At 34.5% G+C, this 20,393-nt stretch carries 14 protein-coding genes; 9 read left to right on the top strand and 5 right to left on the bottom strand.

Translation table 11 applies throughout. The features are described 5' to 3' along the window. Window positions 1-87 precede the first annotated feature (87 nt). Window positions 88-861, top strand: coding sequence for a T9SS type A sorting domain-containing protein (locus FLACHUCJ7_RS18115; RefSeq protein ID WP_180910073.1), 774 nt, complete (start codon window positions 88-90; stop codon window positions 859-861). Between the two features lie 425 nt (window positions 862-1,286). Here FLACHUCJ7_RS18115 and FLACHUCJ7_RS18110 read toward each other — a convergent pair whose 3' ends face one another. Next, complete coding sequence (locus FLACHUCJ7_RS18110; protein ID WP_180909913.1) at window positions 1,287-2,288, bottom strand: aldo/keto reductase; 1,002 nt, start codon at window positions 2,286-2,288, stop codon at window positions 1,287-1,289. A 90-nt stretch (window positions 2,289-2,378) separates the two neighbouring features. Further along, window positions 2,379-3,275 (bottom strand): helix-turn-helix domain-containing protein, encoded by an 897-nt coding sequence (locus tag FLACHUCJ7_RS18105; RefSeq protein ID WP_180909912.1) that lies wholly within the window; start codon window positions 3,273-3,275, stop codon window positions 2,379-2,381. A 246-nt stretch (window positions 3,276-3,521) separates the two neighbouring features. Between FLACHUCJ7_RS18105 and ppk1 the strand changes: the two genes are divergently transcribed. The 6 genes from ppk1 (at window position 3,522) to FLACHUCJ7_RS18075 (ending at window position 13,566) form a co-directional block, all read left to right on the top strand. Beyond that, entirely contained in the window at window positions 3,522-5,540 is a 2,019-nt protein-coding gene (ppk1, locus tag FLACHUCJ7_RS18100) for a polyphosphate kinase 1 (protein WP_180909911.1), read from the top strand. Window positions 5,541-5,883: 343 nt separating this feature from the next. Next, complete coding sequence (locus FLACHUCJ7_RS18095; protein WP_180909910.1) at window positions 5,884-6,441, top strand: RNA polymerase sigma factor; 558 nt, start codon at window positions 5,884-5,886, stop codon at window positions 6,439-6,441. Window positions 6,442-6,559: 118 nt separating this feature from the next. Further along, window positions 6,560-7,495: a FecR family protein gene (locus tag FLACHUCJ7_RS18090; protein WP_180909909.1), complete on the top strand. Its 936-nt coding sequence runs from the start codon at window positions 6,560-6,562 to the stop codon at window positions 7,493-7,495. A gap of 119 nt (window positions 7,496-7,614) precedes the next feature. Beyond that, complete coding sequence (locus tag FLACHUCJ7_RS18085; RefSeq protein WP_180909908.1) at window positions 7,615-11,025, top strand: SusC/RagA family TonB-linked outer membrane protein; 3,411 nt, start codon at window positions 7,615-7,617, stop codon at window positions 11,023-11,025. 35 nt (window positions 11,026-11,060) lie between these two features. Next, complete coding sequence (locus tag FLACHUCJ7_RS18080; protein ID WP_180909907.1) at window positions 11,061-12,578, top strand: SusD/RagB family nutrient-binding outer membrane lipoprotein; 1,518 nt, start codon at window positions 11,061-11,063, stop codon at window positions 12,576-12,578. A gap of 157 nt (window positions 12,579-12,735) precedes the next feature. Beyond that, window positions 12,736-13,566, top strand: coding sequence for an endonuclease/exonuclease/phosphatase family protein (locus tag FLACHUCJ7_RS18075; protein WP_180909906.1), 831 nt, complete (start codon window positions 12,736-12,738; stop codon window positions 13,564-13,566). 153 nt (window positions 13,567-13,719) lie between these two features. Here the strand turns inward: FLACHUCJ7_RS18075 and FLACHUCJ7_RS18070 are convergent, their stop codons facing one another. Together FLACHUCJ7_RS18070 and FLACHUCJ7_RS18065 are read right to left on the bottom strand one after the other, a co-directional pair. Then, entirely contained in the window at window positions 13,720-13,884 is a 165-nt protein-coding gene (locus FLACHUCJ7_RS18070; protein ID WP_180909905.1) for a hypothetical protein, read from the bottom strand. A 1,086-nt stretch (window positions 13,885-14,970) separates the two neighbouring features. Next, window positions 14,971-16,260, bottom strand: a complete 1,290-nt coding sequence (locus FLACHUCJ7_RS18065; protein ID WP_180909904.1) for a hypothetical protein — start codon at window positions 16,258-16,260, stop codon at window positions 14,971-14,973. 336 nt (window positions 16,261-16,596) lie between these two features. Between FLACHUCJ7_RS18065 and FLACHUCJ7_RS18060 the strand changes: the two genes are divergently transcribed. Both FLACHUCJ7_RS18060 and FLACHUCJ7_RS18055 read left to right on the top strand, forming a co-directional pair. After that, window positions 16,597-17,261 (top strand): IS6 family transposase gene (locus tag FLACHUCJ7_RS18060; RefSeq protein WP_379780312.1). Its coding sequence is split into 2 segments (ribosomal slippage): window positions 16,597-16,867 and window positions 16,867-17,261, totalling 666 coding nucleotides; the frame shifts between segments, so codons are not numbered across the junction. Between the two features lie 215 nt (window positions 17,262-17,476). Then, entirely contained in the window at window positions 17,477-18,733 is a 1,257-nt protein-coding gene (locus FLACHUCJ7_RS18055; RefSeq protein WP_180909903.1) for an NAD(P)/FAD-dependent oxidoreductase, read from the top strand. A gap of 444 nt (window positions 18,734-19,177) precedes the next feature. Here FLACHUCJ7_RS18055 and folE read toward each other — a convergent pair whose 3' ends face one another. Next, window positions 19,178-19,858, bottom strand: coding sequence for a GTP cyclohydrolase I FolE (gene folE, locus FLACHUCJ7_RS18050; RefSeq protein WP_180909902.1), 681 nt, complete (start codon window positions 19,856-19,858; stop codon window positions 19,178-19,180). Window positions 19,859-20,393 lie beyond the last annotated feature (535 nt).

The raw sequence follows: 20,393 nt of genomic DNA, 5'->3' as shown, positions 1-20,393 counted from the left end.
TTTAATGTTACAACTGCTTTCAATAACGATTGGGAGTCTTGTGGTGCACCAGTTAAGCAGTGGTTCTCTGCATATACAAATAGCAATATACCATCACAAATCTGTAGTAGTACTTCAATAGTAAACAATGGTGTTTATGAAATTGAATTTAAAACAAATTCAAGTAAAGTAATAGATCTTAAGTATGGGACTAATGCAAATGGAACTGTAATCCGTCCTTGGGATAGATCAGGGTCAACAGCACAACAATGGATTGCTATTGATGCCGGAAATGGCTATTGGCGTTTTAAATCAAATGCAAGTTCTACAGGACGTGTAATTGATCTTGATAGCGCAGATCCGACAAATGGAAAATCGATAAGACTTTGGGATAATTATAGTAATGATGCTCAAAAATGGTTAGTAACCGATGTAGGTAATGGTTATTACAGCATAAAATCAGCCATAAATACATCAAAAGGCTGGGGCATTTCTAATTGTAATATGGATGGCACAGTAAATCTTCAACTTTGGGACTATTACGGGACTTCATGTCAATTATTCAAATTCAATAAAATAGGAAATATTTCAAAAAGTGCAGATGAGAAAAATATTACAATAGATAATATTCAAATAGATACTAATGTCCAGGTATATCCTAATCCATCAAAGGGTGGAGAGTTTAATATTTATTTTGCTTCACAATCAGACGAAAATTATTCTCTTACTATATACTCAATAGACGGCAAGCCATTATACGAAACAAAAAATCTTAAATCTAATACTAATCAATTTATTAGAACTAAACTTGCCAGAGGTATATATTTGGCGATGATTTCTCAAAATGCAACTAAAATAACCAAAAAAATAGTAATCGAATAGCCTATTCTAAAACATTACATATAGATTTTGGAGATTTACTTTATAATTTTATACATCATTATTTATTCATTACAAAACCACTATTTTAATAAAGTAGTGGTTTTATTTTTACTCCAAACTTAACGACCATCCTGTAATCTTTGCGGTCAAACAAGTTAAGATACGCCAAGCTTTTCTTTGTGCAAATCATTAGACCAATCACGAAATTCAAAAGGCATCGATTTTTAAATCCAACATAAAATTTTGATTTTTTTAACTGCAGCAATCTTTTGTCGTTATTTAATTTTGAAACATTGAATTGCGTCAGGAAAACAAAGAATCTTGTTAAATGGACTTTACTCCAATAGTACATCTAGGGCCACAAAAAAATACAAGCCAGCAAAGTCATTTGATTTTGGAGGCTTGTCTATCAGAACCTTGTGATTTTAATGATTGACCATTTTCATAGCTTCTTCACTGTACCGATCTCCTATGATAGGATATTGCTTAAGGAGTCTTTCAATTGTCATCAGATCCTCATTTGTTATATTGATGTCAACTGCCATTGCATTCTCTTGCAGGTATTTTCTTTTTTTGGTGCCGGGTATTGGGATAATATCATCACCCTGAGCCAAAACCCATGCAAGGGCCAGTTGTGCCGGCGTGCATTCTTTATTCAGGGCCATTGCTGCAAATTCGCTCACTAGAATATTGTTATTATTTATATTCTCCTGTTGGTAGCGCGGTAAGGTTCTTCTAAAATCATTATCGGCAAAAGTGTCGATATTAAGGACATTAGTAACCAAACCTCGTGCTAAGGGAGAATAGGGCACCAGTGAGATTCCAAGTTCACGGGTAGTCTGTAATATATCTGTTTCAACATCTCTGGTTAGTAACGAATACTCACTTTGCAGGGCAGCAATTGGATGTACAGCGTGTGCTTTGCGGATTGAGGCTGGCGAGGCCTCACTCAGGCCAAGATAACGTACTTTTCCTTCTTTTACCAAATCTGACATTGCGCCAACAGTTTCCTCAATTGGAATATTTGGATCAACACGATGTACATAATATAGGTCAATAGTGTCTATTTTCATACGTTTTAGGCTGTTTTCAACAGCAACTTTCATCCAGGCAGGCGAACCGTCAAAGTAGGTATTGGCTGCACTGCTGGGGCCTGCAATACCATCTTTAAAACGGAATCCGAATTTCGTTGCGATAAATATCTTATCGCGGTTGGGTACCAATACCTTTGATATAAGTTCTTCATTGGCACCATTAGCGTACATATCGGCTGTATCCCAAAAGTTGATCCCCAGGTCAAGGGCTTTTTCCAGCGTAGCTAAACTTTCTTTGTCATCTGTAGGTCCGTAAGCAAAGCTCATACCCATGCATCCCAAGCCAAGTGCAGATAGATGTTCGTCAGTTTTTCCAAGTTTTCTGTATTTCATTTTTTATCTTATTTTGTTTCAACAAATTTAGATTAGCAAACTCAGCAGAATTTATAATGATCAAACTGATAGTTATAATATTCAAACAGACTACCTCAGCTGCGAGGGTATCAGACCTGTATGCTTTTTTATAAAAAGAGTAAAATAGGAAGGGTATTCAAAGCCAAGGCTGTAAGCAATATCGGCTATGTTCCAGTTACTATGCTGTAATAATGCCTTTGCCTCTTTTATAATGCGCGCAGTGATATGCTCAGTTGTAGTCTTGCCGCTTACTTGCTTTACCGCACGATTAAGGTGATTGATGTGAACCGATAAAGCAGCCGCATAATCGGCAGGGGCTTTCAGTTTGAGCACAAGTCCAGGCGAATCAATTGGAAACTGTCTTTCGAGCAATTCCAAAAATAAAGAACAAACCCTTGATGAGGCATTAGTGTAGGTGTGAAAATTGGTTGCAGGATTATTTTTCATGGCCTCATGTATGATCAGATGCAGATAACTACGCAGTACATCATACTTATGTGGATAAGTGGAGAGCATTTCTTCCTGCATCTTCCTGTATAGAGACGAAAGTTCCTTCAATTGAATAGCATCAGGAAAGAATATCGGGTTGCAGCCAATTTTGAATAAAGGCGAATCCTGTAAGCTTCCCAGACGCTCGCTATGCTGAATGAAATCTTCGTTAAACAAGCAATACCAGCCTGACTGTTGCTCAGACTCTGCCTCCCAGGAATAAGGTACGACAGGATTGGAAAAAAGTAGAGCTGGCCGGTCGATTTGTATCCATTTGTCAGCATAATAGATTTTACCCTTGCCAATAATTAGGGAAACTTTATAAAAATCCCGGAGGCTGTAAGGACTTACCACCGCGCAGCTATCTCTGCTGAATATGTTAATATGTCCCATGCCTGCATTATTAAGGGGTACAAGTGCTGGTGCATGGCTAGGAAGCCGTTTATAAAAATCGCTAACGCTTTCGGCTTGTTTCATAGTGTAAATTTATAAAAATAAAACGGACCTCAGATACGAATATTTTTATGGCGCTTCTAAAATAATTGCACAATCTTCAGAGAATAGCTTTTATGCTATTGAGCTGATTATAATATGTTACCATTAAATTAAATTATAGTTAACTGCTTGTCTGTATTTATATTTTAAAATAAATAATACTGAAATTTACAAATCTATTCATAAAAAGTATTAACCAATTTCTCTTGTAGTAGTATCTTATTAAACGTGCAAAACTATCTTATCCCTTCAGAATTATCATGGCTTTCTTTCAATAACTGCATTTTAGATGAAGCAGAAGGCGCTAATAATTCACTATATGAACGAATTAAATTTTTAGCCATTTATTCTTCTAACCTGGATGAATTTTTTAGGGTTAAAATCAGAAAACTGGTGATTAAAAATTCAAAAAAGAATAGAGAGTTACTGGATAAAATTCTGACTGAAGTAAATCTCCAGCAAAATAGGTTTGGAGCAATTTGGAATAGTTCAATATTACCTGAATTAGCTGCTAATAAGATTATATATTATGAAAATCAGGAACTTTTAGAAGAGCATCGGCAGGAGATCGAATATTATTTTAAAAGTATCATTCTCTCTTATATACAGGTCATTCATATTTCAATAAACCAGCCTAAAACGTATTTCTTAAATAATCGCAGTTTATACTTTTTGGTAAAATTAAAAGATACTTCGGGTAACTATAACTATGCTTATCTGAATATTCCTTCGGATAAACTGGATCGGTATAAACAATTGCAAAGTAAGGGAGATACACATTACATTATTTCGATTGATACTATAATAAAGAATTGTCTATCCCTTATATTTCCTTCCGGAAAAGTGGTTGCCTGCAATGCCATAAAATTAAACCGGGATGAAAATTATCTGATAGAAGATGAAAACTCAGGAGATTTGATAGCAAAAATTGAAGCAAAAATTGAAGAACGCAAACGAGGTTCATCCACAAGGTTTTTGTATGATTCTAATATGGATTCTGAAACAATTTCGGTATGTAAAAAAACTTTTCGACTTAAAAAAGATGAAATGATAAAAGGAGGAAGCCATCATAATTTTTATGATTTATTCAAGTTTCCAAATCCGGTTAAACCAAATCTTCAGGGGGCAAATTATCCGGGTCTCAAACATTTGCCTTTTGAAAGCAAGAAGTCGGTTTTTGAAATTATTGACAAACAAAATCAATTATTGCACTTTCCGTATCAATCCTATTATTATGTACTGCAGTTTTTTAATCAGGCGGCAATTAACAGAAACGTTCTGGAGATAAAAATTACTTTATACCGGATTTCATCGCAGTCGTTAATTGCAAATGCTTTGATAAGTGCCGCTAAAAATGGTAAAAAAGTAACTGTTTTTGTAGAAGTCAAAGCACGTTTTGATGAATACAATAATTTATTCTGGTCCCGCGAAATGAAAAATGCCGGAATAAAAATCATTCAAAGCATGCCGAATTTAAAGGTTCATGCTAAAGTTGCTACGGTAACAATGAAAGACAAATACGGAAATAAAAAATGCTATAATTATTTGTCAACTGGAAATTTTAATGAAAGTACAGCGAATGTTTATTCAGATTTTGGTTTTTTTACCTCAGAAAAAAAATACACAGATGATCTGAAAAAAATCTTTACTTTTTTGAAAACGAAGAAAAAAGCAGAAGCACCAAAAGATATTCTGGCGGCAGGCTTTAATATGAAAGAAAAGTTACTGGAATTAATAGATACTGAAATAGAAAATAAAAAAGCCGGCAGAAAAGCTGCTGTATTTTTAAAAGTAAACGGAGTGGATGAAAAAGATATTATCGACAAGCTTATTGAAGCAAGCAGGTCAGGTGTTGAAGTGACATTGATAGTACGTGGAATCTGCAATTTATTGCCGGGAATTAAAGGTTTAAGTGAAAATATAAAAATCTACAGGATTGTAGATATGTTCCTGGAACATTCCAGAATTTACAAATTTGCAAATAATGGTGAGGAAAAAATCTATTTGTCATCTGCAGATATGTTAAGCCGAAATTTAAACAGAAGAATAGAAGTTGCTTTTCCGCTGTATGATGAAAGACACATTGCCGAAATTAATACAATTATCCAGTTACAACTGGAAGACAATACAAAAAGAAGAATCATAAATAGTGAAGGAAATAATGAATTAGACCTTCTAAATATTGATGAACCAAGACGTGCACAAACCGAAATTTATGATTGGCTTGCTGAACGTAATATGGTATAATGTTTTTAACAGATTTAAAGTAAGCTATAATTTTTAGTAAGATAAAAATATTTGGTCCTGTCACATCGAAGCTAAGTTTTATCTTTGCCTTTTAAATCCTTAAACTCATGAACATCATTCTGTAAATTAATAGTTTAATTTTAAAATTACTTAAAGACCTATATTTTATGCTTACAGATTCGATAGAACTTATTATTATACCATTTTACCTCTTCATGAAGATCATTTTTAAGTTATCAAGCCTGTTTTTTTATTCATTAAAAATTTAATAAAAAGATCATATTGATAAATAGTAAAGTTAGATAAGGGCCATATAGCTTTGCAGCAAACTAAAACTAATGCAGTGAAGGCAGAACAAAATACTTTTTTAAACAAAAAAACTGTTTTCAATAAAATTTACCATCAAAACTGGAAAGCCCTTTATGCTTTTGCTTTTAATATTTTGCGTGATAAAGTATCAGCTGAAGATATTATTCAGGAAATATTTATTGATTTTTGGGTGCGAATGAATGATACTGAAATTCAAAATTACACTGCATATTTATTTCAGGCAGTTCGAAACCAATGCGCAAAAAATCTTAGAAATAAGAAACTGACAGCTTTTGAATTAGAAGTATTAGAAGAGTCTCTGCAATTGATAGAAGAACAGGAATTTGCTGAATTTCCAAAAGAGCGGTTAGCTGAGCATGTCAGAGAAAAGGCACATGAAATTTTACCTCCAAAGTGCCTTGATATCTTTAATCTTAGATTTTATGAAAATATGAGTATTAAAGAGATTGCTGAATATAAAAAGATATCAGTAAGTACAGTTGAAAATCAAATTAATAAGGCTTTAAAAATGTTAAAGACAGAAAATGATTACTACATTAAATTATTGGCCATTCTTATTTTTTGTTCTTGACTAGAGCTATTTTTAAGCTTTTTGTTAAGAATGTTAACAAATTGTAATCCTTTAAAAATTTTATAGGTGCTGCCTGCTTTTCTTGTACTATATAATAAAGACCTTATTTAATAGTCATATGCAAAAACAGTACAAGCATCTTTTTAAAAGATACAGTGAAGGCAAATCTTCTGAAAAGGAAAAAAAAATAATAGATACTTATTTTAACAAAATTCAGGATAACGGCATTACAGAAGATGATATTGATAATGTTTGGGGCGATCATATTTTGCGTAAAATAGAAGAAAGGCTAGAAAGAAAAAAGAAAACTTATTACAGAATTTCGGCATCTGTTGCGGCAGTTATACTTTTAGGAACATTGCTGTTTACTTTTAATTCTATTTTTAAAACGAATCATTTTATTACTGTTACTGCTCAATTTGGTGAGCAAAAAAATGTACGATTACCTGATTCCTCCATGGTTTATTTAAATTCAGGAAGCAGTATAGTTTATCCGGAACACTTTGGAGAAGATTCCAGAGAAATTACTTTAAAAGGAGAAGCCTATTTTGAAGTTGTACACAAAGAAAAACATCCCTTTATAATTTCTTCAGCTCATTTAAAAACACAGGTTTTGGGTACGAGATTTATTGTAACCAATTATGAAAAAGGTCTTGCGTCAGTAACGGTTGTTTCCGGAAAGGTAAAAGTTACAGATCAGCATTCCTCTAAATCCGAAATTATCACTAAAAATCAGAGAGTGACTTATGACGATGTTTCGGGGTCTCTTATAAGATCCAATAATATAGAATCATCAAATTACCTGGCATGGAAAGAAGGAAGAATCTTTTTTGATCACGCTCAGATAGATCAGGTATTACTAACACTCCAAAGAAAATACAACGTGGTACTGAAACTGGATTCAAAACTTTATCAATGCAATACTATTAGTGGAAATTTCTCAGGCAATGACATCGAAAAAATCTTAAGCAGTATTCGTTTCATTAATGATATGGAATATAGCACAATTAAAAAGGACACCATAAAAATTAAACTAAAACCCTGTAAAAACTAGCGCCTATGCAAAACTAAAAGACTACTTAAATAACATAAAAAAAACCCGAACATGGCGGCCACCAATTATCGGGTCACATTAATTGCAAATAATTAACATAAAACAAATATATTCAAATTATGTATCTTGTAACAAATAAAAACAATAATAAAAAGAATATACTTTTCTTTTTTTTGGTTACGTTATGGACACAAGTGACATTTGCGTCAGCATTTAACTCGCAAAGCACAGAATCTACTCCAGTATCAGTTTCAAAAAATGTTTATGAACTCAAAGCATTATTTAAAGCTATTGAAAGTCAAACTGATTTTTCGCTACTTTATTCTGATGAGGTTGCAAAACTTAAAACTCAAGTTCCTGTTAGTTCAGGAACACAAACAATAGCAGCACTGCTTAAGGAAGTTGCTGTTAAATTTAACGTTGCTTATCAAATAAATACTGGTTTGATTACTTTTAAAATCAATAGTCCTGCTAAAGTTAAAAAGGCAGTAAATGTCGCAAAGCAAATAAAAATCTCAGGGACAGTTACAGATAATTTAGGTAAACCCATTCCGGGAGCTACAATTCTTATTGAAGGAACATCAGTAGGTGTGCAAACAGATTTAGACGGAAAATACAGTATTGAGGCCGAAGAAGGAGAAATACTTGTTTTTGTTTATATGGGATTTAAGACCGTTAAACAAAAAGTTGAAAAAGAAAGGATAATCAATATCACCCTTGAAGAGGAAGCTGAAGCACTAAACGAGTTAATAATTACTGCCTTAGGAATTAAACGAGAAGAAAAGGCTCTGGGGTATGCTGTACAAAAAGTAGAAGGATCTTCTGTACAAACTGTTAAAGGTGTTGATGTTGCAACGTCATTAACTGGTAAGGTATCAGGTTTACTTGTGAAAAACAGTACTGAATTTGCAGAAGCCCCCACTGTTGAAATTCGAGGCGAAAGTGCCTTATTAATTATTGATGGAGTACCGTATGGAAACATGACTCTTAGAGATATTCCTGCTGATGATATAGAATCTTTAAGTGTACTGAAAGGAGCAACTGCATCAGCTTTATATGGCTATCGTGGCGCCAGCGGTGCTATTGTTGTAACAACCAAAAAAGGAAGTTCTAAAAAAGGCCTTACGGTATCAGTAAACAGCAGTACTATGTTTACAGCGGGTTATCTGGCAATTCCTGAAACTCAAACAACTTTTGGAAGACAGATAGATGCTACCACCAATATGTATAAAGGAACAGGCTCTTGGGGAGTACCAATGGAAGGGCAAGAAGTTGTTCAGTGGGATCCGGTTAGTAAATCCTATAAATCGATGCCTTATTTACCAATAGGAAAGGATAATTTTAAAAACTTTCTGGATCAGGGTTATATTTTAAATAACAACTTAAGTGTAACACAGCAAGGAGAATTCGGGAATCTTAGATCATCTGCAACCTGGGTTAGCAATAAAGGGCAATATCCAAATTCTCAATATGATAAATATACTTATACATTAGGTGGAGACATTAGTTTAGATAATTTCAAATTATCATCTTCAATATCGATAAATAAGCAAAGCTCGCCAAATATTGGATTTAATGGTTATAAGGGCTATGATCCAATGTATAATATTCTTGTTTGGTCATCTCCGGATTACGATATACGAAAATATAAAGATTATTGGCTTGTAAAAAATGAGTCGCAAAATAATAGTTATACCGGTACAAATAATAATCCTTATTTTGACAGATTTGAAAGATTACATAGTTTAGATCGAAATGTTTTTAACGGTTTTGTTTCGGCAAGTTATGAAATAGCTCCCTGGCTTAATGCTACTGTCAGAACTGGTTTTGATACCTATAATAACAAGCAGACTGTTAGGATTTCAAAAGGATCTCTGGTTGGTGCCGGTGTTTCTACAGTTATTCTTAACGGGACAGAGATTTGGGGAGAATCTTTAAAAGGATCTTATAATGAAGGTTTAGGAAGTGGTTATAGCTCTAATACTGATTTTATCTTAACTGGAAATAAAAAAATTAATGATTTTGATATTGAGGGTCTTTTTGGAGGAACAATTTATTATACACAGGATGAAGGTATTGAGGCCAGAACCCAAGGAGGACTTTCTGTTCCGGGATTCTATTCTTTAAAAGCTTCTGTTACTAATGCTGTTGTAAACTCTTCTGTTTACAAAAGACAGGTAAATAGTTTTTATGGAAGACTTGCCGGATCGTGGAAGGGAATGGCTTTTCTTGAAGGTACTTTACGAAAGGACTGGAGTTCAACACTTCCTGAATCTACACGTTCTTATCTTTATCCATCTGTTTCAAGCAGTTTTTTAGTCTCAGAAGTTTTGCCAAAATTTGATTGGTTATCCTTATGGAAACTTCGAGGTTCCTGGACATCATCTAAAACCCCGGCAGGTGTTTATGATATTAATTCGGTTTACAATATTACCACCAATGCCTGGGGAGGTTTAAACTCAGCTTCTTATCCTGATGTTATACGTGGAAACCAAGTTAGACCCGAGTCAGCAAGTACTTGGGAAATAGGAACAGCTGCAACTTTGTTCAAAAAACGTTTATCATTTGATTTCACCTATTATTCAAAGAGAATGTACGACTTTTTAACCGCAACAAATGTGAGCAGTGCTTCAGGTTTTAACTCAAATTATATCAATATAGATCAGGAAATTACCCGACGAGGAGTTGAACTTACACTAAACTTTACACCAATAAAAACAACAGACTGGCAATGGGATGTAATGGCAAACTGGTCTAAATATGCACGCTATTACACCAAGTTGGACAAAGAATTTTCGGCAGACAGGCCATGGGTGAAAGTGGGAAACAGAGTTGATGCTTTTGTTTTAAATGATTTCCAGAAAAGTGCCGATGGAGCTGTTATTTATGAGAATGGATTACCAGTCTATTCTGCTTATGAATCCGTTTATGGATATAGTGATCCTGATTGGATTTGGGGACTGACATCTTCACTTCGTTATAAAAATTTCACTTTGAATATTTCCCTTGACGGACGAGTAGGAGGTTTGGCACAAACCACAACCGAAATGTACATGTGGCAGTCCGGAAACCATCCTGACTCTGTAAATGATATACGTTACAAAGATATTACCACAGGTACAAGCAATTACATTGGAGATGGAGTAAAAGTAATTTCAGGTGCAGTAACTTATAATGCCTATGGAAATATTACCAGTGATACCAGACAATATGCTTCAAATGACGTGCCTGTTACTTATGAGAACTATGTAAAAAGAATTCATAAGGGTACAGCCTGGGGAGGTAATCCATCTCCTGCCGATACGTATAGTACTACTTTTTTGAAATTAAGAGAAGTCTCACTCACTTATAATGTTCCTAAGTCAGTATATAGTTTTATAAAAGCAAAAAATGCTACAGTATCAGCAATAGGTCAAAATTTATTTCTTTGGGCAAAAGATTTTAAATATTCTGATCCGGATGGCGGTGTTGATAATTTTAGCGATCCCTCACAACGTTTTGTAGGCTGCAATATTAAGCTTGAATTCTAAATTGAAAAAAGTAAACATAATTTAAAATTATTGATATGAAAAAAATAATCGTAGCAATTACAGGTATGCTCATGTTTTCCGGCTGTAGTAATTTTGATGAGATCAATACCAACCCTAATACCCCTACCCAGGTAAGTGCTTCACTATTAGCTACCAATATAATCTTGAGTGTTGCTAAATATCAAGGTAGTGATGCAAAAGAATATATTGCTGAGAATGCTTTGCCAAAATATGTTGGTTATGCAAATGAGGGACAATTGGGAACCCAATATAACTTAATAGCCAATTCAAGTTTTAACAAAATGACTATTTTGCCTGATATTGATAAAATGTTACTGGCTGCTCAGGGCAGTCCGGCAGAAAACTCATACAAAGGAATAGGTCATTTTATAAGAGCGTATACTTTTTATCTTCTGACAATGAAAATGGGAGATATCCCGTACAGTGAAGCAAATCTTGGACTGCAAGGAAATTACAAACCAAAATACGATTCTCAAAAAGAAGTTTTTATTGGTATCCTTGGTGAATTGGAACAAGCACGTCTTGAATTCTCACAAGGTGTGACTTTTGATGGCGATCCAACCATTTTTAAAGGAAATCCCCAAAGATGGAGAAGAGCCTGCAATGCATTTGAACTTAAAGTTCTAATGACTCTCAGTGCAAAAGAGAGTGATGCTGATTTAAAAATTAAAGAGAAATTCGCAAGTATAGTCAATGAAAATATACTTCTTCAAGATGATTCTGATTATTTTGGTTTAGAGTATAATAGCGTAAACTTGCATCCATTATACAGTACAAACGATATGTTTACCGGCAGAACTATTTTAAGTGATATTGTGGTAGACAATCTTAAAAGATTAAATGACAAACGATTATTTTATTTTGGAGAACCTTCGGCAGCCCAGACTACTTCAGGATTATCTCAAAGTAATGCAACAGCATATAAAGGTGTAAAGACTTCTTTGGATTACGGACTAATGAATGCCAATTATGCAAGTGGTCAGTATTCTAAAATAAACCTTAGATACCAAACCAAACAAAATAGTGAACCAAGAAGGCTGCTTAACTATGCTGAGCAGGAATTGATTTTGGCTGAGGCACGTATCAAAGGCTGGATTACTACATCAAGTGCACAGCTTTACTATGAAAATGGAGTTAAAGCCGCCTTAAAAAATGTCATGAGCACGGATGCTTCTTTTGCACATGGAAATCCTATTGTGCAAAATGATATAGATACTTATTTTACAGGTGAAGCAGCTTTTGCTGCAGACGCAGCTACTCAATTAAAGCAAATTTGGATGCAGCGTTACCTTCTTAATTTTTTAGTTGACGGTGAAACTTCGTATTTTGAATACAGAAGAAATAAATATCCTGATTTTAATATTGACCCATCAACGAACTTAAACGTTAATAGTCCAGTTAACATGCCAGTGAGATATCTATATCCTTCTTCAGAATTGAATTATAACAGCCAAAATTTGATGGAAGCATTAAACCGTCAGTTTGGAGGTTATGATGAAATTAATAAAACAATGTGGCTTTTAGCAAATTAGCAAAAAGATATATTGATTTTTAGTTTTGTTTTTTTATTTTTTTTAACGCTGCTCTTTATAATTAGAGCAGCGTTTTTATTGGCAAATAATAGAAAATAAGAAATCAATTTTAAAGATTTAAAAATAAATCAATTCAATACAGAATAAAAATAAAGTTATGAGAAGAGTACAATTTTTGATAGTGATTCTTTTGGCCATGCAAATCAATGGACAGAATTTAAAAATAATGAGCTACAACATCCGTGTAGACCTTACAGTTGATGGCGATAATGACTGGAGCCACCGCAAAGATTTTTTTACATCGCAAATTGAGTTTTATAATCCCGATGTATTTGGAATTCAGGAAGCGGCACCAAATCAGGTAAGTGATATTGCAAACAGGCTTTCTCAATATAGTTGTGTTGGTATAGGAAGAGAGGGTGTTGGAAAAGGGGAATCCTCTACTATTTTTTATAAGAAAGAGCGTTTAAAAATGCTTTTAAATAACACTTTTTGGCTTTCAGAAACACCCGGTGAAATTTCTTTGGGTTGGGATGCGGCATATAAAAGAGTCTGCACGTATGCTTTGTTTAAAGATCTAAAAACAAAGCAGCTTTTCTGGGTTTTCAATACGCATTTAGATCATGTTGGTGCACAGGCAAAAATAAATGGCATAAAACTTATTCTTGCTAAAATTAAAGAAGTGAATACTAAAAATTATTCGGTCATTTTTACTGGAGATTTAAATTCAGAGCCTGAATCAGAGGGCATTTTTCTTCTAAAGAAAGAAATGAAAGATACCAGAGCAATTTCAAAAATACTACCTTTTGGTCCTTCTGGAACTTTTAACGGTTTTAAGTATAATGAACCCGTAACACGATTGCTGGATTATATTTTTATATCTAAAGATGCTGGTTTTAAAGTAGAAAAATTTGCTGTTTTAAGTGATTCAAAAGATTTAAGATATCCATCCGACCATTTGCCTGTTTATGTAGAATTGAGTTATTAAAAGAATATATATAATAGAAAAGCAATTTTTTACAGGAGATGTTTTTGACTATGTATATGAAAACAAAAATAAGAGACTGAGTTAGATGTTTAACCAACTGCCTTAAACGCTATTTTTTTTCATATTCAAATGTGGTCTTTTTTTTAATTGACATCACATTTCCTTTTCGTCATTGAGTTCTATTTCCTCAGATTTCTTTGAGTAGTTTAAATCTTCCTCTAATTTTTTTTCATCTTTTTTGTTTTGCTTTACTAATTTAAAAATTAATACAAGAGCGAAAAAGATTACTACAGACAATATAAACCAGTTGATTTCCATAAGTATTTGTTTAATTTTGATTGGACAAGAACTTACTAAATAATTTTATATCATCCACCTATTATTTATTAATTTAGTGCAGTATCGTTGTCAAATTTTAATAAGTGCTGATTTTTAATTTAATTAATAAAAGAACTCAGAATAGAAGCCTTTATAAATTGACTGAAAAATATTTTAAATCTAAAAAAAATACTCAAACAAAGTTAAAATAAATTAGTGAAAAAATACATAATGTGAAGTTTATTAAGAAGTTAAATAAATAAAAATAAATCTCTTTATATTTTTTTGACTGACTGATTTTGGATTTTTTTTGTGTTAAAAAGGAAACTAAAAAAACAACTTTCGATATAAAAGAAGCAGAAAAGAGTGAAGTTGATTTAGCCAGAATTTTCTAAGGAAATAGTAGAGCATTTGAAGAAAAAGAGAGGAAATCTAAGACTAAAAAGATGAAAGAAAAGATGAAAGAAAAAAAAGCAATTAGCTAAGAAAAATGAAAAGGTAAAAGAGAAAAAAGCAGGTAGCTAATAAAGAAAGCAAAAGATAAAGTTAAAGCAAAAAAAATGTTACAAAGAAGGCAAAAAAACCGAAATCAAAAAAAGAATAAAAAAAAAGAAAATGCCCTTGTAATTGAAAGGGCATTTTCTTTAAACTAATTATTTACTATTGCTTAATAATGCTGATTGATTTTAGCATTTCCGTTTAAGCAAAAAAACAGATACCAGTTTTTAAATCACTGAGATTAAAAGTATTATTAGTACCAAAAATCTTTTAAGATAATGGAAGGAAAATGGCTTAGTTTATCAGACACTGATTGAAGTTTTTTAGGTAATGCCAAAAAACTAAATAAATTGAAACTATAAATTAAATCGGGGCTGGAGTAATCCTGCTCCGATTTTTTATATCAGATGATTTATCCCGGCACCACCTTTAATATCAGTGAAATTAATGATAGTTCAGTTTTTAAAAATACCTTGCCATCCATTCACACACCAGACTGAATTTTAAAAAGAATTCTAAATAAAAAAAGGAAACAGCGAGTAAACTCTGTTTCCTTTTATATTAGTTTTTATGCGAAATAATCTTGATCTATTTACCGCTTGAGGCAGTAATTTTTCCTAACTGAAGTCTGTAATCAGGTCTCTTTGGATTAGATATATCAACAAAAGTCTCTTTGTTATCTGTCTGGGAATAAACATTAAAAAAGATGCTGTTACCGTACCAGTTTTCTAAATCTGTATTGTCAGCCTTGTTTTCTGTAAAGATATTGCCGCTGCATTGATTAAAGAACATCTCTTCAAATTTGATTTTTTTCAGATTAACCTCATTGATTTCAGTTTTGCTGTCTATAAGCACTGCAGGATTAAAACCAGAAACTACGCTTCTTTTTAATTCCAAAGATGCATTTTCAGCAATATACACAGCTTCTTTAACTAAACCTGCCTGAATGTCTGCTGTAATATTTTCGCTGTCGTTTAGCATTGTCATGTTTGAAGCACTAACGAATGTGGCTTTTTTGGTGAAGTCAGTTTCGTTTTTCTTTTCATATGTTCTAACCTCCAGACATCTGGATCCATCTTTATTGCTCGATAAATAAGATGATCTCACCGCTAATGAATTAAATAATCGGCATTGGATTCCCTGTGTAAATTTAAAATCATCATTAATAGATTTGTAGGATACTAATTGAGCCGTGTTCACATCACCTCCATAAAAAGCAAATGAATCACCGCCCGAGTAACTTACCATGATATTCTCCAAAATGGTTTTATTGCCCACTCCTGCAATAGTCAATCCATTAAAAGAATCCATTCCTTTTACTTTTTTACCGGCAAATTCAATTCGTACATACTTTAATACTCCTGAATTTGAAGCTGGGTTGTTTCCTCCGTATATAGTAAGCGCCGGATCAAGATCCATGCTGTAAGAACCAGCATTGCCAAATTTATTTATTGGAGCATCACCAAGAATTACTACGCCTCCCCAATCACCTGCTTTTTTCATACTTTGGTTTGAGGTAAATACAATAGGGTCAGTTTCCTGTCCTGCTGCCATAATTTGAGCCCCTTTTGTGATTACAAGAGTACCTTTTGAAACAGCATCTCCAATAATTACTGTACCAGGCTCAATAGTGAGCACGGCATTATTAGTTACATATACATTTCCTTGAAGTATATATACATTTCTTTTCAGCAGTTTTGTATTTTCAGTAATATTTCCAGCTAAGATTTGATTTGCATCTTTGGACTCGACCTTTTGAGGCTTGAATTCTGTCCAGTTATCCAGCCAGTTGCTGTATCCTATAATTCCTTTTTCCTGTTGTGCACTTGCCCCGGCAGCTGTCAGCAGCAGGCAAATAATTAGAGTAATTTTTTTCATAGTTTGGGGCTATTAGGTATTATATGGTCTTTAGACATCCAGAAAACAAAGTATATAAATTAACAACATTTTTGGCAATCTTCGGCAAAAAATCTGAAAATTATATCCCTTTGAAAAATGATAGCGCAAATTGCTGCGGTGTCTATTACAAATATAGCTAAACAAGTTGGAGTCTGCGGGGATGTACTGATATTTAACATCAGAGAGAGAAAATTTAACAGTGAGGCTAATATTCCTTTCAACAGCAATTAAATACCAAACTTCGCAAGGCACGATAAACGGTTCTGTCGCATCTGGGAATAACTTTTATCTTTAGAATTTTAAACCCTTGAAAAAATGAATACGAAAGGACATTGTTATCCAAAATACATAATTCTTCAGGCAGTATATTTCAAATTAAGATTTACACTTAGTTACCGGGATGTTGAAGAAATAATGAAGATTAGAGGAGTGCTTGTGGATCATGCCACGATTCAGCGTTGGGTTTATAAGTTTACACCTTTGCTTTACTCAGAGATGAAGAATAGAAAAGGCAGAGTGGGGGCGAGCTGGAGATTGGATGAGACCTATATCAAAGTAAAAGGTATTTGGTGTTATTTATATCGGGTGTTGATAAATCAGGCAATACAGTAGACTTTCTTTTGACCAGAAAAAGACATAGAATGAGCGCTCAGTCTTTTCTAATTAAAGCAATTAGTAACAACTGCAGACCAAGAGTAATAAACATTGATAAAAGCGGTTCTAATACTGCAGCGATTAAAGTTTATAACAAGCTTTCATTTTCAAAGATTAAAATCTGGCAGTGTAAATATCTCAACAATATTGTAGAACAGGATCATCGTTTTATCAAATGGCGCATCCAAAACGGATTAGGTTTTAAAAGTTTCGAATCGGCCAAACGGACGTTAAGCGGAATTGAAGTTGTGCATATGCTGAGAAAGAATCAAATGGTTGGACCAGGGATAACTATGTTTAGATCATTCTGTAAATTGGCTGGCTAACTTTTAAATCATTTTAAAACTTATATTTGATTCTGACAGATGCGACAGAACTCTTTTCACTTGCAAAAATCAATATAAAATTCGTCTTTTGTTCTCACTTCACTACATTCTGACCGCCATAATAAGGTTCACGATCTATTAAATTATTTAATGGCAATCAAACGTTTTAAAATTGTATTTTTGTTTTGCTATAACCGATTTAGATTAAACAAAATATGCTTAAAAATCCATATGTATATATCATAGGCGCGGGAGCAGGCGGCTTGGCTGCGGCAAGGGTACTTGAAGATAATGGCTATTCGTCCACAGTGTTGGAAGCTGAGAAAAAAATTGGTGGACGGCTACAGACCGACATCGTCGAAGGATATGCCCTTGATCATGGTTTTCAGGTATTTTTGACCGCTTATCCCGCTGTAAACAAGTATGTTGATCTTGCTAGCCTGAATCTTGCCTATTTCCAGCCAGGGGCTGTGATTTTCAACGGCGGCAGACAATCTCTACTGGGAGACCCTTTACGGCAGCCGTCAATGCTGCTGAAAACCTTACTGTCGCCTGCTGCTTCCGTAAAGGATAAATTCCTGGTATACCGCCTTACAAGGTATCTTAAAGGAAAGACAATCAACGCAATATTCGAGGCCCCCGAAATTTCAACCCTTGAGTACCTTAAAGCGTATGGCTTCAGCCCTGTTATAATTGAGAATTTTTTCATGCCGTTCTTCACAGGCATCTATCTGGAAGACAAGCTATCCACTTCTTCAAGAATGTTCGAATTCATTTATAAGATGTTTAGCCAGGGGAAAGCAGCCCTACCGGCAAATGGCATACACGACGTTGCACAAGCGCTTGCCAGACCCTTGACAAGATCGGCAATCAGGACAAGCACAACGGTGGTTAAAATCGAACAGGATAACAGGCGTATACACCTCGAAAACGGTGAGGTTCTTGAGGCAGATTACATTATCCTTGCCACGAATTCGGACAAAGTGCTGTCCGGATACCACACTGAGGTGATCTTGTGGAAAAAATGCACAACGTTATACTTCAAGGCAGCGCATCCCGCAGATAACCACCAACTGATCGGGCTGATACCGGATCCTGACGCAATCATTAATACCCTCTCCTACGCCCAAAGGGTCTCTAATCAGAAGGATAACGAGGTGATGCTGTCGGTAACCATTGTAAAAGAACACGCTTTGGAAGATAAGGAACTAATTGAAAAAGTACAAGGGGAACTGCTGAAGCACTGCGGATTTACCAATCTTAGGTTTGTAAGGCTATATCATATCCCAAGGGCGTTACCCGATATAATAGATGTGTCGTACAGACCAAAGAATGTAACAGTCTCCGACGGGATTTTCCTTGCAGGTGATATGCTGGCCAACGGTTCCCTAAATGCTGCGCTACTATCCGGAGAGGACGCGGCGAATGCCCTGATAGAGCACCATAGGTCAGTCGTGGGTAAGCGGAGATAGCTATGGGGTGCCATATGTTAGAAAATAGTAAGTTTGTTTAATAATTTTCACAAGCAGATGGACAACATAAAGAACATTTTTACCATAAAAGATATTGAATACCTTATTGGTATAAAGGTCTATGCAATAAGTATTGGAAAAAAAGGTATTTGATTCTGTAGCCTATCCGTACCAGTGCGAATTTTAGGCTTTACGATACGGGGATCCTGCAAAAGATTTTAAAAATCTGCACCTTAAGCAACCACGCTTGCAAAATCAGCGATATTGTAAAAACAGCGTAAGTCCACATTCCTGAACTTGTTCGGTAAATCATGAGAGATAATACCGCAAGCGACCATGTTGTACGTGATTTCAAAATAGCAATGATGAAATTTTGATACACGCTTATTTCTTACTACCTACTACAGCCTTATAAAATACAGGAAGGAATACCACAACAGCGACCTAGCGGAACAGGTAATTGTGCAGCTCTGCAATTTTATCGGCAGCACTTAAGCGACCGCCATAATAAACGGTAGTGGTAGAGGAGGCGTCATCAGCAACACCCCGCGAGCAGACACAAAGGTGTTTTGCCTCAATAATCACAGCAATATCATCGGTCTCAAGTACAGAAGAAAGTTCAGCGCCGATCTGGTTGGTCAGGCGCTCCTGTACCTGAGGTCGCCTGCCAAAATACTGAACGATTCTATTGAGCTTGGATAAGCCTATGACCTTTCCTGAAGATATATAGGCTACATGTACCTTGCCCATAATAGGTACGAAATGATGTTCACAATATGAATATAAAGTAATATTCTTTTCGATGAGCATCTGGTTGTAGGAGTAGGTATTCAAAAAGAGTGTGCTTGCAGGCTTATTGGCAGGATCAAGCCCGGAGAATATCTCTTCGATATACATTTTTGCTACCCTTTGAGGTGTTCCCCGAAGGGAGTCGTCGCTCAGGTCAAGCCCTATTACTTCCATGATTTCTTTAAAAAGCACTGCAATCCTGCTCTTTTTTTCCTCATTGGAAACGGCAAAAGCATCTTCTCTAATCGGCGTAGCGACGTTAGAATTGATAAGACCCTGACCTGTTATCGCTGTATCATTAGAAAAGAACTCTGTTTCCTGGTGTATGTCTTTCATTATATTGTTTTATCACTATACTGCAAAGCTACAATTTTGTTTAACATAAATCATTTTTAATTAAACAAAATAGTAATGCTGTAGAAAGAACCAAACCTTTGTCGAAGTCGTGCAGTCTTGCAATATTTAGCAGTCCAAGCGAGTAAGCCTGCATTATTTGTTGACCAGAGGAAGAGAGGATGAGTGCCTAATCTTTTTAAATTAAAGCAATCAAAAATAATAGTAAGCCGAAAGCAATTAATATTGATAAAAGTGGTTGTAACACAGGACCTATAAAGGTTTATAATAAGCCTTATTTTTCGAAGATAAAGATTCGATAATGTAAATATTTAAACAATATTGTTGAACAGGATCATCGTTTTATTAAATGGAGAATACAAAACGTTATACGCTGCAATCTTTTGTGCCGAACCCAGGTAAAAAAGGATTTCCACTGCTATCCTACCGTCTGGACACAAAAATGTTTATATTTGAAAAAGCCAAATTTTGGAAGACAGACAATTTAAGGATTTAAAAGATCAGCGTTTATTAAGGA

This window comes from Flavobacterium salmonis (assembly GCF_903819435.1).
In the GTDB taxonomy this organism is placed as follows: domain Bacteria; phylum Bacteroidota; class Bacteroidia; order Flavobacteriales; family Flavobacteriaceae; genus Flavobacterium; species Flavobacterium chungangense.
Note: the sequence above shows the minus strand (reverse complement) of the source record. Positions and strands in the feature narration are given on the sequence as shown.

Excerpts from the sequence above, each read along its gene's own strand:
- FLACHUCJ7_RS18070 (WP_180909905.1), bottom strand. The coding sequence starts at position 13,884 with ATGGAAATCAACTGGTTTATATTGTCTGTAGTAATCTTTTTCGCTCTT.
- FLACHUCJ7_RS18065 (WP_180909904.1), bottom strand. The coding sequence starts at position 16,260 with ATGAAAAAAATTACTCTAATTATTTGCCTGCTGCTGACAGCTGCCGGG.
- FLACHUCJ7_RS18110 (WP_180909913.1), bottom strand. The coding sequence starts at position 2,288 with ATGAAATACAGAAAACTTGGAAAAACTGACGAACATCTATCTGCACTT.
- FLACHUCJ7_RS18090 (WP_180909909.1), top strand. The coding sequence starts at position 6,560 with ATGCAAAAACAGTACAAGCATCTTTTTAAAAGATACAGTGAAGGCAAA.
- folE (WP_180909902.1), bottom strand. The coding sequence starts at position 19,858 with ATGAAAGACATACACCAGGAAACAGAGTTCTTTTCTAATGATACAGCG.
- FLACHUCJ7_RS18085 (WP_180909908.1), top strand. The coding sequence starts at position 7,615 with ATGTATCTTGTAACAAATAAAAACAATAATAAAAAGAATATACTTTTC.
- FLACHUCJ7_RS18075 (WP_180909906.1), top strand. The coding sequence starts at position 12,736 with ATGAGAAGAGTACAATTTTTGATAGTGATTCTTTTGGCCATGCAAATC.
- FLACHUCJ7_RS18080 (WP_180909907.1), top strand. The coding sequence starts at position 11,061 with ATGAAAAAAATAATCGTAGCAATTACAGGTATGCTCATGTTTTCCGGC.
- FLACHUCJ7_RS18055 (WP_180909903.1), top strand. The coding sequence starts at position 17,477 with ATGCTTAAAAATCCATATGTATATATCATAGGCGCGGGAGCAGGCGGC.
- FLACHUCJ7_RS18105 (WP_180909912.1), bottom strand. The coding sequence starts at position 3,275 with ATGAAACAAGCCGAAAGCGTTAGCGATTTTTATAAACGGCTTCCTAGC.